This window comes from Edaphosphingomonas laterariae (assembly GCF_900188165.1).
Taxonomy (GTDB): Bacteria; Pseudomonadota; Alphaproteobacteria; order Sphingomonadales; family Sphingomonadaceae; genus Sphingomonas_E; species Sphingomonas_E laterariae.
This window is the reverse complement of the sequence record NZ_FZOS01000009.1, coordinates 81,369-95,164: the sequence shown is the minus strand read 5'-3', so window position 1 is coordinate 95,164 and position 13,796 is coordinate 81,369. Positions and strand designations below refer to the sequence as shown.

The window sequence follows — 13,796 nt, the reverse complement described above, 5'->3', positions numbered from 1 at the left end:
GGCGATCATGGATTTCCGTAACATCTCGGCCTGGGCGATCCGTAACCCGGTGCCCCCGATCGTGCTTTTCATCGCGCTGACGCTGGCGGGGATGATCGCGTTCACCCGGCTGGACATCAACCAGAACCCGGATATCAGCTTCCCGGCGGCGCAGGTCGTGATCTCGCAGCCTGGCGCCGCGCCGACCGAGCTGGAAACGCAGGTCACGCAGCGCGTCGAGGCCGCGATCCGTGGCATCAATGGCGTGGACGAAATGTCGTCCTATGTCAGCGAGGGCAATTCGCGCACCTTCGTCCAGTTCCACATCGGCACGCCGGTGGACCGCGCCGTCAACGATGTGCGCGATGCGCTGGCGCGGATCCGATCGGACCTGCCCGAAGGCATTCTCGAACCGCAGGTGGAACGCGTCGACGTCGATGGCGGCCCGATTGCCTATGTCTCGGCCGAAGCGGTCGACATGACGCTCGAGGAGTTGAGCTGGTTCGTCGACGATACCGTCGCCAAGCGGCTGCTGACGATTTCGGGCATGTCGGCGGTGCGCCGTGGCGGCGGCGTCAGCCGCGAGATCCGCGTGATCCTCGATCCGGTGAAATTGCAGGCGCAGGGCATCACGGCGGCGCAGGTCAACGCGCAGCTCCGCCAGACCAACGTCAATGCGGCGGGCGGCCGCGCCGAGATCGCCGGTGCCGAACAGTCGGTCCGCGTGCTCGGCAACGCCCGCAACGCCTTCGAGCTCGGCCAGACGCAGATTTCGGTGGGCGACGGCCGTTCGGTCAAGCTGGCCGATATTGCCGAGGTGCGCGATCTTTATGCCGAGCAGCGCTCGGTCGCCATGATGAACAACCGCCAGGTGCTCAGCTTCGCGCTCGAAAAGTCGAAGGGGTCGTCCGACGTCGCCGTCTATGACGAGGCGCAGGCGATGCTTGCGGCGATCGAGAAGGAAAATCCGAAGATCAAGTTCACCGAACTCTATACGAGCGTGGACTATACCCGTGAGCAATATACCTCGGCCATCCACGCGATGATCGAGGGCGCCGTGCTCGCGGTGATCGTGGTGTTCATTTTCCTGCGCGACTGGCGCGCGACGATCATCTCGGCGCTGGCCATCCCGCTTTCGGCGATCCCCACCTTCTGGTTCATGGACCTGATGGGCTTCACGCTCAACATGGTCAGCCTGCTCGCGCTCAGCCTGGTGGCGGGCGTGCTGGTGGACGACGCGATCGTGGAGATCGAGAATATCGTCCGCCATATGCGCATGGGCAAGACCGCCTATCAGGCGGCGATCGACGCGGCCGACGAGATCGGCCTCGCCGTGCTGGCGACCACCATGGCGATCGTCGCGGTGTTCCTGCCGGTTGGCGTGATGGGCGGGGTTTCGGGCCAGTTCTTCAAGCAATTCGGCCTGACCGTCGTCGTATCGGTGCTGCTCAGCCTTGCCGTGGCGCGATTGATAACGCCGATGATCGCGGCCTATTTCCTGAAGGCGCATGGCCAGGAAAGCCATGGCGAGGGCCGGTTGATGGACGTCTATATGGCGGCGCTCAACTGGTCGCTCAACCATCGCTGGAAGACGATGTTCCTCGGCCTCGGCTCGTTCCTGGCCATGATCGTCGTGTTCATGACGCTGCCGTTCACCAGCCAGCCGACGATGAACACCGATTACAGCCAGGTGCAGATCGAAATGGTGCCGGGTTCGACGCTGGAGCAGACCAAGGTGGTGGCGCAGCGCGTGACCGACATTCTGGATGCGGCGCCGGAGGTTGCGGCGGCCTTTGCCGACATCACCGTGGGCGACGAATCGAACGTCTACATCACGCTGAAGAAGGACCGCGCCGTTACCAGCGTCGAGTTCGAGCGCGCGCTGGCGCCCAAGCTGCGGGAAATCCCCGATGCGCGCGTCACCTTCCGTTCGCAATCCGGCGGGCTTGGCCGCGACATCACGGTGATGCTGGCGGGCAGCGATCCCGACAAGCTGAACGCGACCGCGAACCAGCTGGTGAGCGAGATGACGCACCTGCCGCAGCTACGCGCGCCGCGCGTCGACGGCGATCTGCAGCGGCCCGAGATCACGATCAAGCCACGGCTCGACCTTGCCGCCAATATGGGCGTGACCACGGCCGCGCTGAGCCAGACGATCCGCATCGCGACGCAGGGTGATATCGACCAGAATGTCGCCAAATTCTCGCTGAGCGACCGGCAGATCCCGATCCGCGTGGCGCTGAAGGAAGCGTCGCGGCGCGATCTTTCGACGATCGAGAACCTGCCGGTGCCGACGGCCAATGGCGGATCGGTGCCCCTGAAGGTCGTCGCCGATATCGGCTTCGGGGCCGGGCCGTCGGAACTGCGCCGGTTCAACCAGAATCGCCGCATCGTGATCAGCGCGGATCTGGCGCCGGGCGCGGTGACGGCGGAGAAGGAGATCAACGCGCTGCCGACGATGAAGAATCTGCCGCAGGGCGTGGAACGCGTGTCCTTCGGCGATACCAAGCTGATGGCCGAGATGGTGAACAACTTCATCGTCGCGGTGATCGCGGGCATCTTCCTCGTCTTCGCGGTGCTGGTGCTGCTCTACAAGCGGATCATGCCGCCGCTGGTGAACATGGGCTCGCTGCTGCTGGCGCCGCTCGGCGGGGGTATCGCGCTCCACCTGACCGGCAATCCGGTGTCGATGCCCGTGCTGATCGGTTTGCTGATGCTGCTCGGCATCGTCGCCAAGAACTCGATCCTGCTCGTCGACTTCGCCATCGAGGAAATGGACAAGGGCATTCCCAAGAAGCAGGCGATCCTCGACGCCGGGCACAAGCGCGCCCAGCCGATCGTGATGACGACGGTGGCGATGGTTGCCGGCATGCTGCCCGTGGCGCTGGCCGTTTCGGGCGATGGCAGCTGGCGCGCGCCGATGGGCATCGTCGTGATCGGCGGCCTCATCCTGTCGACGGTACTGACCTTGGTGATCGTGCCGGCCGCCTTCAGCCTCGCATCCGGCTTCGAACGGAAGATGGCGCCCAAGCTGAGCAAGTGGCTGACCAACAACGAACCGCGCGAGGAAGGCCGCAGTGCGCCGCAGCCGGCCGAATAAGGCCGGCCGGGCGGCCGGGGTTCGGGCGAAATGCTTGAACCTTTGGCCGCGTTTGTCATTGTGACCGAATGGGCCTTCTCGCACGCACCGGGCTAGATCGTTTCAATCCCGCCCAGGGCGGCGCGAGAGGCATGCGGATCGCCGCCACCGGCCTGCTGGTCGCGATGGCGGCGGTCTATCTGCTGGCCCGCTCGCAGGAGGCGGCCGGCCCCGCCTTCTGGGGTTATGTCCGCGCCTTTGCCGAAGCGGCGATGGTGGGCGGGCTGGCGGACTGGTTCGCGGTGACGGCGCTGTTCCGCCATCCTTTGGGCCTGCCGATCCCGCATACCGCGATCATCCCGCGCAACAAGGATCGCATCGGTGGCGCACTCGCCACCTTCCTGCGCGATAATTTCCTGATCCCCACGGTCGTCGCCCGGCGGATGCGCCGTGTCGACGTGGCCGCCGCCGCCGGCCGCTTCCTCGCCCAGCCGCCTTCGGGCGAGGGGCGGCTGCGCGAAGGGGCGTCGCGGCTGATCGCCACCATCCTCGAATCGCTCGACGACGACCGGCTGGGCGGCATGGTGAAGGGGGCGGTCGTCGCCCGGCTCAAGGCGCTGGATATCGCGCCCTTGCTGGGCCAGTCGCTGCGCGCCGCGATCGCGGAGGACCGCCATGTGCCGCTGCTCGACAGCATCATCACCTGGGCGGGGCGGACGCTGGCGGCCAATGAGGCGATGATCCGCGACATGGTGCACAACCGCGCCGGCGCGGTGATGCGCTGGACGGGGCTGGACGAGCGGCTCGCCAATGCCATCGTCGACGGCCTCTACAAGCTGCTGAGCGAGATGGCGGACGATCCCGCCCATCCGCTGCGCGCCAAGGCGGAGGAGGGGCTGGCGACGCTGGCGCTCGACCTGCAATATGATCCGGCCATGCGCGAGAAGGTGGCGCGGCTGAAGGCGGAGATCATCGCCAGCCCGGCCGTCGGGGCATGGATCGACGGGTTGTGGCAGCAGGCGCGCGACGGGCTGTTGCGCGCGACGCGCGATCCGCAGGCGGCGATGGCGGGCCGGTTCGGCGAAGCGCTGCGCCAGCTGGGCGAGACGCTGCAGCAGGATGCGCGGCTGCGCGCGACGATCAACCAGTTCGCGCGGCGCGCGGCGGTGGGGGCTGTCGCCGCTTATGGCGACGCGATCGTCCGCCTGGTGTCCGACACGATCCGCGGCTGGGACGCGCAGACCGTTACCGACCGTCTGGAATCGGCGGTGGGCCGCGACCTCCAATATATCCGCATCAACGGCACGGTCGTCGGCGGCCTCGTCGGCGTCACCATCCACGCGGCGAATGCGTGGCTTTGATACTTAAGATGTTTGGGAAGATGGTGGACAGGGCTGGATTCGAACCAGCGTACGCTCACGCGGGCAGATTTACAGTCTGCTGCCTTTAACCACTCGGCCACCTGTCCACATCACGGCTGTGATGCCTGTTTCCCGTCGGTTATGCGCGCATGGAGCGTGCCGGGAAATCCCGTGCCATTGCGCGGGAGGGCGCCTGATAGACGAGGCTTTCGGCTTCTGCAAGCCCGAGGTGACACGGTTGTGTCAGGCACTGCAAAAGACCATCAGAAGCGCCGGAAAAGGACGGAGAAGCGAAGGATGACGCGGGGTTGCACCCTGATTCTGGGCGGGGCGCGATCGGGCAAGAGCCGTTTCGCGCAAAGCCTGGCCGAGGCCGAGGCGGGCCCGCTGATCTATGTCGCGACCGCGCAGGCCTTCGACGACGAAATGGCCGAGCGTATCGCCCACCACCAGGCGGATCGCGGGCCGCGCTGGACGACCCGCGAGGTGCCGCAGGAATTGCCCCAGGCCCTGCGCGAGGCCGGGACGGACGCGACGCTGCTGGTCGACTGCCTGACCTTGTGGCTGAGCAACCGCATGCTCGCCGATGACGACATGGCGGAAGCGGTGGATGGACTGGTCGCGGCGATCCGGGCGTGCCCGGCCAGACTGATCCTGGTGTCGAACGAAGTGGGATCGGGCATCGTGCCGGAAACGCCGCTGGGAAGGGCCTTTCGCGACCATGCGGGGCGCGCGAATCAGGCGGTGGCCGCCGTGGCTGACCGGGTGGCGCTGATCGTCGCGGGGCTGCCGCTCTGGCTCAAGCCCTGAGCCCGCGTTCGGCCGCGCGCAGGCGCGTGCGAAAAAGTCGATTTGGGGCGTTGCCACCCCCGAAATGCTTTGCTAGAGGCACGCGCCTACCAGCGCCCCGCTCTCGGGGCCCTTCTCGATGTGCGGTCGTGGCGGAACTGGTAGACGCGCAACGTTGAGGTCGTTGTGGCCGAAAGGCCGTGGAAGTTCGAGTCTTCTCGACCGCACCATCATCTGAGGTAAGCAGCATTCACCGTCTCCCCCCAAGGGAGGGCGGGGAATGCGGCTCACCCGCCATCCCAACAGCGAAATGACGTCGGATCAGGCCGTCGACGCGGCGGTGGCGACGCGTTCGGCGACATGGCCGCGCCACAAAGCGGCCAGAAGATCGGTCTGCGTGATCAGGCCGAGCAGTCGGTTCTCACCATCGACGACGACGGCCTCGTGATAGAGGCCGCCGGAAAGCGCCGGCAGCAATTCGTCGATCGGGGTCTCGGGCGATACCAGGCAGGGCGCCGGCGCCATCGCTTCGCCCACCGTCTTGCCCATGCCGGCCAGCAGTTCGGCGTGGCCGACGAGGCCCAGCACATGGCCGACCGAATCGATGACGGGCATCGCGCCCAGGCCGCGCGCGAGCAGCCGGTCGCGCGCCTGGCCGACGCCTTCGTCGGGGCGGGCGGAAATCACGTCGCGCGACATGATCCGTTCGCAGCGGATCTCGCCATGCAGGCGGCGATGCGCCTGGGCCTCGACCTGGCGGAACAGCGCATCGAGATCGTCGCGGCTGACGTCGAGCAACTCGTCATAGCGGGCGAGGACGGTATCGATGTCGGCGCTGGTATAGCCGACGCGTTCCTGCGGGGGCGGATCCTTGGTGCCGTGCGTGTTGCGCGACACCTGCGCCACGCGGTGCGGATAGCTGTGGCGCGTGGCATTGTTGAACAGCCAGCCGATGGCCAGCAGCAAAGCGGTATTGAGCGCGACAGGAACGAAGGCGAAGGACCAGCCGGCGGCATGGACCACGGGGCCGCCGATCACCGCCGTAAGCGCCACGGCGCCGCCCGGCGGGTGCAGGCAGCGCGCGAGGCTCATCGCGCCGATCGCGGCGGCGACGCCAAGGCCGGCCGCATAGATCGGATCCTTCACCAGCATGGCGGCGGCGATGCCGGCGAAGGCGGAGATGGTATTGCCGCCGAGCACCGGCCAGGGCTGGGCGAGCGGGCTGGCGGGCACCGCGAACAGCAGCACGGCGGACGCGCCCATCGGCGCGACCAGAATCGGCAGGATGCTGTCGTCGCCCAGCCAGAGGCGGGTGATCAGCCCGGTGAGGATGATCCCGCACAACGCCCCGAGGCAGGAGCGTAGCCAGCCGAGCCGGCCGACGGCGGACAGGGGCGCGAAGAAGCGCTTGAGGGTCATGGCATTGGATCCTTCAGGCGGCCGGCCCGTCGCCCTCTCCCCGTACGGGCCGGCCTTGTGCCTTATTCGAATTCGAGGATGACGGCATCCACGGCCAGGCTGTCGCCCGCGGCGGCCGCCACCTTGGCGACGGTGCCGGCCTTTTCGGCGCGCAGGATGTTTTCCATCTTCATGGCTTCCACCACCGCGAGCGGCTGGCCGGCTTCAACCTTGTCGCCTTCCTTGACGTGGATGGCGGTGATCAGGCCCGGCATCGGGCACAGCAGGAACTTGGAAAGATCCGGCGGCACCTTTTCGATCATGTGGTGCGACAGGTCCGCGATGCGCGGCGGCAGCACGGTCAGATCATGGCTTGCGCCGCGCGTGGTGAAACGCCAGCCGCCGCGCCGGCGCTGGACGCGCACGGCCAGCGTGTCGCCATCGACGATCGCTTCCACCAGCCGCTGGCCGGGGGCGTAAGGTGCGTCGAGCACGACGGCCTTGCCATCGACCTCGACGGCATCGCCCTCGATCGTCACGCGATGTTCGGCGCCGTCGAGCTTGACCACCCAGTCGGTCGGCGGGACGGCCGGGCCGTTGAGCTGGCCGTCGATCAGGTTGGCGCGCGCCGCTTCCACCGTGGCGATGACGCCGGCGATGGCGGACAGGCGGGCGGTCAGCCCCTCGCCGGTGGCGGCACCCTGGAAGCCTTCGGGATATTCCTCGGCGATGAAGCCGGTGGTCAGCCGCCCTTCGCGGAAACGCGGATGCTGCATCAGCGCCGACAGGAAATCGACATTGTGGCCGATGCCGTCGATCTCGAAGCGATCGAGCGCGTCGATCTGGGCGTCAATCGCCTGTTCGCGGGTTTCGCCATAGGTGATCAGCTTGGCGATCATCGGATCGTAGAACATCGAGATTTCGGCACCTTCAGTGACGCCATCGTCGATGCGGACATTGTCCGACGCGGCCGGCGGGCGATAGCGGACGAGGCGACCCGTCGACGGCAGGAAGCCGCGATAGGGATCTTCCGCATAGACGCGGTTTTCGACCGCCCAGCCGGTGAGCTTCACGTCATCCTGCGTGAAGGCGAGCTTTTCGCCATAAGCGACGCGGATCATCTGTTCGACGAGATCGAGGCCGGTCACATATTCGGTGACGGGATGTTCCACCTGCAGGCGGGTGTTCATCTCGAGGAAGTAGAAGCCCTGGCCGGTGGCATCCGCGCCCGAGACGATCAGTTCGACGGTGCCGGCGGAATGGTAGCCCACCGCGCGGGCGAGGGCCACGGCCTGTTCGCCCATCGCCTTGCGCATGGCCGGCGTGACGAAGGGCGACGGCGCTTCTTCGACCACTTTCTGGTGGCGGCGCTGCACCGAGCATTCACGCTCGCCGAGATAGAGGATGTTGCCATGCTTGTCGCCGAGCACCTGGATTTCGATGTGGCGCGGGCTTTCGATGAACTTTTCGATGAAGACGCGATCGTCGCCGAAGCTGGAAAGCCCCTCGCGCTTCACGCTCTCGAAATTCTCGCGGACATCCTTTTCGGAGAAAGCGAGGCGCATGCCCTTGCCGCCACCGCCGGCGGATGCCTTCATCATCACCGGATAGCCGATGCCGTTGGCGATCTCGACGGCATGGTCGGTCGATTCAATTTCGCCGACGAAGCCGGGGACGACGTTGACGCCGGCCTGCATGGCGAGCTTCTTCGATTCGATCTTGTCGCCCATCGCCGCGATCGCGCCGACCGGCGGGCCGATGAAGGCGATGCCGGCCGCTTCCAGCGCCTCGGCAAAGCTGGTCCGTTCGGACAGGAAGCCATAGCCGGGGTGCACCGCTTCGGCGCCGGTGGCCTTGCAGGCGGCGATGATCTTGTCGGCCAGCAGATAGCTTTCCGATGCCGGCGGCGGGCCGAGATGGACGGCTTCGTCGGCCATCTCGACATGCTTGGCGCGGGCGTCGGCATCCGAATAGACGGCGACCGTCTTGATGCCCATCGCGCGGGCGGTGCGGATCACGCGGCAGGCGATTTCACCGCGATTGGCGATCAGGATCTTCTTGAACATCGGGACGTCGTCTCTCCGTCTCTCTACTTCTGGGCGAGGAGCAGCGCGGCAAGGCGCAGCTCCGTCGTGCCGCCGGGCGCGGCGCGGGTGGTGGCGAACAGGCGCGTCACGCGGGCATCGGCGCCGGCGACGTTCCATTCGGTCTGGGACTGGGCGGCGCTGGTGCGGGTGCGCCCGGCGGGCAGGGCCAAAGCCTGCTGGATGCGGGCGGCGAGCGCGAGCTGATCGGCGGCGCCGGCAAGGCGGACGATCAGCGTGCACTGGCGCGCGGGAATGTTGGCGGGCAGGTTGTCGCTGGCCGCATAGGTGAGGATCGCCTGATCCGACCGATAGGATTCGGCCGATTTTGACGGGCTGCCTGCCTTGCTCTGCGCGGCGAGGGGGATCGGCGCCATCATCACCGCCGCCTGGAGCGCGGTGGGATCGCGCAGCGCTTCCCAGCAGGTGAGCTTGAACGTGTCGAGCGCGAGCGCGCTGTCGATCACCTTGAGCTTCTCCACCGGCGCTATGGCCTTCGCGGCCGCCGGCTTCGCCGCCGAAGCGGACGAGGCCGGCGCCTGCAGCGCCAGAAAGAGAAGCCCGGGTAGGATCATTCGGCGGCGACCGCCACGCGCGGCGCTTCGGCGTCCATGGCGCGGATTCCGAGCCGGGCAAACATCGCCGCATCGCTGTCGTCGCCGGCATTGGGCGCGGTCAGCAGCTTGTCGCCGGTGAAGATCGAGTTCGCGCCGGCAAGGAAGCAGAGCGCCTGCGTGCTTTCCGACATGCTTTCGCGGCCGGCCGACAGGCGCACCATGCTGCCCGGCATGGCGATGCGGGCGACGGCGACGGTGCGGACGAATTCGATCTCGTCGATCTTGGCGAGCGGGGTATCGGCCAGCATGTCGCCCAGCACCGTGCCCTTGACCGGGACGAGCGCGTTGATCGGCACGCTTTCCGGATGCTCCATCGAGGCCAAAGCGTGGAGGAAGCCGACGCGATCCTCGCGCTTTTCGCCCATGCCGACGATGCCGCCGCAGCAGACATTGATGCCGGCCGAACGGACATGATCGAGCGTATCAAGCCGATCCTGGAAGCTGCGCGTCGTGATGACGTTCGCGTAATTCTCGGGGCTCGTGTCGATATTGTGGTTGTAATAATCGAGGCCGGCGTCGGCGAGCTGCTTGGCCTGGCCTTCGCTGAGCATGCCGAGCGTCATGCAGGTTTCCATGCCCATCGCGCGGACGCCCTTCACCATTTCGATGATGGCGGGCATGTCGCGATCCTTGGGCTCACGCCAGGCGGCGCCCATGCAGAAGCGCGACGAGCCATGGTCCTTGGCCTGCGCGGCCGCCTGCAGCACCGCGCGCGGATCCATCAGCTTGGTCGCCTTGAGGCCGGTTTCATGGCTGGCCGACTGGCTGCAATAGCCGCAATCCTCGACGCAGCCGCCGGTCTTGATCGACAGCAGCGTGGAAAGCTGGACGGCGCCGGCATCATGGTTGGCGCGATGCACCTCGGCTGCCCGGAACACGAGGTCCATGAAAGGCAGGTCGAAGAGCTCGGCGATCTCCTCGCGGGTCCAGTCGGTGCGGTACTCGGTCATGCAAATTCTCCGTCGTGCCGAACATGGGTCAGCAGCATCGGCCGCGCATGCCGCGCGGCGACGCCTGAAACAAGTTCGGGATGACGATGAGGGTGGATCACGCGGCGTCCTCGACGCCTTCGGGCGGCACGTTGTGGCCGAGCAGGCGCAGCACTTCGCCCGCCGCTTCGACCAGATTGGTGCCGGGGCCGAAAATGCCCTGGACGCCGGCATCGCGCAGATACTGATAGTCCTGCGCGGGGATGACGCCGCCCGCGACGACCTTGATGTCCGACCGGCCGGCATCCTTGAGCAGGCCGATCAGTTCGGGGATCAGCGTCTTGTGGCCGGCCGCGAGGCTGGAGGCGCCGACGATATCAACGTCGGACTTGATCGCGAGATCGGCGGCTTCCTTCGGCGTCTGGAACAGGGGGCCGGCGACGACTTCGAAGCCGAGATCGCCAAAGGCCGACGAGACGAGGTTGGCGCCGCGATCGTGCCCGTCCTGGCCCATCTTGGCGACGAGCATGCGCGGCTTGCGGCCCTTGCGGCGGCCGATGGCGGCGGTGCCGTCGACCAGCTGGGTCCAGCGCGCATCATCGCCATAAGCGCCGCCATAGACGCCCTTCACCGGGGTCGGGCTGGTGCCGTAGCGACCGAACACATCTTCCATCGCCGCCGAGATTTCGCCGAGCGTGGCGCGCTTGCGCGCGGCTTCGACCGCAAGGCCGAGCAGATTTTCGCTGCCCGCAGCGCCCTTGCGCAGCGCGTCCAGCGCGGCCTGGCAGGCGGCTTCGTCGCGACCGGCCTTGACCTTCTTGATCCGGGCGATCTGGGCTTCGCGCACGGCGTGGTTGTCGACCTCGAGAATGTCGATCGGCTCTTCATCGGCGAGGCGATATTTGTTGACGCCGACGATGATCTCTTCCTTGCGGTCGATCCGCGCGGCCTTGGCGGCGGCGGCTTCCTCGATCATCGCCTTGGGCCAGCCCGCGGCGACCGCCTTGGCCATGCCGCCTTCGGCCTCGACGCGCTCGATGATGTCCCACGCGCGGTCGACCAGTTCCTTGGTCAGGCTTTCGACATAATAGCTGCCGCCAAGCGGATCGACGACATTGCACATGCCGGTTTCTTCCTGGATCACGATCTGCGTGTTGCGCGCGATCCGGGCGGAGAAATCGGTGGGCAGCGCGATCGCTTCGTCGAGCGCGTTGGTGTGGAGCGACTGGGTGCCGCCCAGCATCGCCGCCATCGCCTCGATCGTGGTGCGCATGACGTTGTTATAGGGATCCTGCTCGGTGAGCGAGACTCCGCTCGTCTGGCAGTGGGTGCGCAGCATCTTGGAGCGTTCGTCCTGCGCGCCGAGCTTCGTCATCACGCGATGCCACAGCACGCGCGCGGCGCGCAGCTTGGCGATCTCCATGAAGAAGTTCATGCCGATCGCGAAGAAGAAGCTCAAACGGCCGGCGAACTTGTCGATGTCGAGGCCCGAAGCCACGCCATATTTCACATATTCCATGCCGTCGGCGATGGTGAAGGCGAGTTCCTGCACCTGCGTCGCCCCGGCTTCCTGCATGTGATAGCCGGAGATCGAGATCGAGTTGAACTTCGGCATGTTCTGCGAAGTGAAGGCGAAAATGTCCGAGATGATCCGCATCGACGGTTCGGGCGGGTAGATATAGGTGTTGCGGACCATGAACTCCTTGAGGATGTCGTTCTGGATGGTCCCGTCGAGCTGGGCCATCGGAACGCCCTGTTCCTCGCCCGCGACGATGAAGAAAGCGAGCACGGGGATGACCGCGCCGTTCATCGTCATCGACACCGACATCTGATCGAGCGGAATGCCGTCGAACAGGATCTTCATGTCGTCGATCGTGTCGATCGCGACGCCGGCCTTGCCGACATCGCCGGTCACGCGCGGATGATCGCTGTCATAACCGCGATGGGTGGCGAGATCGAAGGCGACCGACAGACCCTTCTGCCCCGCCTTGAGGTTGCGGTGGTAGAAGGCGTTGGAGGCTTCCGCCGTCGAGAAGCCGGCATATTGGCGGATCGTCCACGGCCGGCCCGCATACATGGAGGCGCGCACGCCGCGGGTGAAGGGCGCGAAACCCGGCAGGCCGGCATCCCAGCCCGCGACATCCTCGGCGGTGTAGAGCGGCTTGACCGCGATGCCTTCGGGCGTCGCCCAGGTGAGGTCCTTGCCCTTCACCTCCTTGGTCGCGGCGGCCTGCCAATCGGCGAGAGTCTTGTCGGTCGTCATCTTACTTGCCTTCGTAACGGGCCGGACGCTTTTCGAGGAAGGCGGCCACGCCTTCCTTGAAATCGGCCGACTGGCCGGCGGCCTTCTGGTCGATGCGCTCACGGCAGAGCGCGTCGGAGAGATCGGAGGAGAGGGCGAGGCGGACCGAATTGCGGATCAGCCCCATCGCCCGGGTCGGGCCATTGGCGAGACGGACGGCGAGCGCGCGGGCCTCGGCGGCCAGCGCCTCATCGTCGACCACCTTGTTGATCAGGCCCCATTCGAGCGCCTTTTCGGCAGGCACGCGTTCGCCTAGCAGCATCATTTCGAGCGCGCGCGCCCGGCCGACCGCGCGGGCGACCAGCCAGGTGGCGCCGGCATCGGGCACGAGGCCGATATTGACGAAGGCGAGCAGGAAATAGGCTGAGCGCGCGGCGATCACATAATCGCCCCACAAGGCGACCGAGCAGCCGGCGCCGGCGGCGAGGCCATTGACTGCGCTGACCACCGGGATCGGCAGGCGGCCGATCTTTTCGGCCAGCGGATTATAATGGCTGTCGAGCAGCTCGCCCGGATCCTCGGGCAGGCCGCCGGCATCCTGCAGATCGGCGCCGGAACAGAAAGCGCGGCCCTCGCCGGTGAGCAGCACCGCGCGGGCGCCTTCGTCCACCGCCTGGGTGAGCGCCGCCGACACGTCCTCGAACAGCGCGAGCGTGATCGCGTTCAGCCGTTCGGGCCGGTTGAGCGTAATCGTCGCGACATTATCGGCCAGTTCGTAGCGGATATTGGCGTAGGACATGCGGGCAGCCTTTTCGTTCGGATCCAGCGGGCTCAGTGGTCGCCCTTCGGCGTTTCCATGATCTCGGTCAGCACGCCGCCCATATCCTTGGGGTGGACGAAGAAGATGAGCGTGCCGTGCGCGCCGATGCGGGTTTCGCCCAGCACCTTCTTGCCCAGCCCTTCGAACCATGCGCGGGCTTCGTGAATGTCGGGAACCTCGTAGCACATATGGTGCTGGCCGCCCGCCGGGTTCTTGGCGAGGAAGCCGTGGATCGGGCTGTCGGCGCCCAGGGGCTCGATCAGTTCGATCTGGGTGCCGTGGGTGCCGTTTTCACCCGGCGTGTCGACGAAGCAGACCTTCACGCCGTTCGACGGCATGTCGAACGGTTCATGGATCTTCGTGGCCCCCATCACGTCGCGCCAATAGGCGATCGACGCTTCGATCGAGGGCGTGGCGACGCCGACATGGTTCAAACGGCCGAGTTTCATTTCCCACATTCCTTCATCGTCATGCCAGCGAGGGCTGGCATCTCCTGCG

10 protein-coding genes and 2 tRNA genes are annotated in these 13,796 nt (G+C 66.6%); 4 read left to right on the top strand and 8 right to left on the bottom strand.

What is annotated here, in order from left to right; translation table 11 throughout:
• Nucleotides 1-7 precede the first annotated feature (7 nt).
• Together CHB74_RS10270 and CHB74_RS10265 are read left to right on the top strand one after the other, a co-directional pair.
• Nucleotides 8-3,079 carry an efflux RND transporter permease subunit gene (locus CHB74_RS10270; RefSeq protein WP_089219540.1) on the top strand — a complete coding sequence of 1,024 codons (3,072 nt, stop codon included), beginning with the start codon at nucleotides 8-10 and terminating at the stop codon, nucleotides 3,077-3,079.
• 68 nt (nucleotides 3,080-3,147) lie between these two features.
• Nucleotides 3,148-4,419 carry a DUF445 domain-containing protein gene (locus tag CHB74_RS10265; RefSeq protein WP_089219539.1) on the top strand — a complete coding sequence of 424 codons (1,272 nt, stop codon included), beginning with the start codon at nucleotides 3,148-3,150 and terminating at the stop codon, nucleotides 4,417-4,419.
• 21 nt (nucleotides 4,420-4,440) lie between these two features.
• Here CHB74_RS10265 and CHB74_RS10260 read toward each other — a convergent pair.
• Nucleotides 4,441-4,526 (bottom strand) — tRNA-Tyr (locus CHB74_RS10260).
• Nucleotides 4,527-4,716: 190 nt separating this feature from the next.
• Here CHB74_RS10260 and cobU point away from each other — a divergent pair.
• Entirely contained in the window at nucleotides 4,717-5,229 is a 513-nt protein-coding gene (cobU, locus tag CHB74_RS10255; protein WP_179220799.1) for a bifunctional adenosylcobinamide kinase/adenosylcobinamide-phosphate guanylyltransferase, read from the top strand.
• Nucleotides 5,230-5,351: 122 nt separating this feature from the next.
• Nucleotides 5,352-5,438 (top strand) — tRNA-Leu (locus tag CHB74_RS10250).
• A gap of 91 nt (nucleotides 5,439-5,529) precedes the next feature.
• Here CHB74_RS10250 and CHB74_RS10245 read toward each other — a convergent pair.
• The 7 genes from CHB74_RS10245 to mce all read right to left on the bottom strand — a co-directional run bounded on the left by CHB74_RS10245 (nucleotide 5,530) and on the right by mce (nucleotide 13,747).
• Complete coding sequence (locus CHB74_RS10245) at nucleotides 5,530-6,627, bottom strand: HPP family protein (protein ID WP_089219537.1); 1,098 nt, start codon at nucleotides 6,625-6,627, stop codon at nucleotides 5,530-5,532.
• 62 nt (nucleotides 6,628-6,689) lie between these two features.
• The gene (locus CHB74_RS10240; RefSeq protein ID WP_089219536.1) at nucleotides 6,690-8,672 is read right to left on the bottom strand and encodes an acetyl-CoA carboxylase biotin carboxylase subunit; all 1,983 of its coding nucleotides are present in this window, start codon (nucleotides 8,670-8,672) and stop codon (nucleotides 6,690-6,692) included.
• 23 nt (nucleotides 8,673-8,695) lie between these two features.
• Nucleotides 8,696-9,265: a hypothetical protein gene (locus CHB74_RS10235; protein ID WP_089219535.1), complete on the bottom strand. Its 570-nt coding sequence runs from the start codon at nucleotides 9,263-9,265 to the stop codon at nucleotides 8,696-8,698.
• The gene (gene bioB / locus CHB74_RS10230; RefSeq protein WP_089219534.1) at nucleotides 9,262-10,257 is read right to left on the bottom strand and encodes a biotin synthase BioB; all 996 of its coding nucleotides are present in this window, start codon (nucleotides 10,255-10,257) and stop codon (nucleotides 9,262-9,264) included. Before bioB ends, CHB74_RS10235 begins: the two co-directional genes overlap by 4 nt.
• A 97-nt stretch (nucleotides 10,258-10,354) precedes the next feature.
• Nucleotides 10,355-12,499, bottom strand: coding sequence for a methylmalonyl-CoA mutase (scpA, locus tag CHB74_RS10225; protein WP_089219533.1), 2,145 nt, complete (start codon nucleotides 12,497-12,499; stop codon nucleotides 10,355-10,357).
• 1 nt (nucleotide 12,500) lies between these two features.
• Nucleotides 12,501-13,277, bottom strand: coding sequence for an enoyl-CoA hydratase-related protein (locus tag CHB74_RS10220; RefSeq protein ID WP_089219532.1), 777 nt, complete (start codon nucleotides 13,275-13,277; stop codon nucleotides 12,501-12,503).
• A gap of 32 nt (nucleotides 13,278-13,309) precedes the next feature.
• Nucleotides 13,310-13,747 carry a methylmalonyl-CoA epimerase gene (gene mce / locus CHB74_RS10215; RefSeq protein ID WP_089219605.1) on the bottom strand — a complete coding sequence of 146 codons (438 nt, stop codon included), beginning with the start codon at nucleotides 13,745-13,747 and terminating at the stop codon, nucleotides 13,310-13,312.
• Nucleotides 13,748-13,796 lie beyond the last annotated feature (49 nt).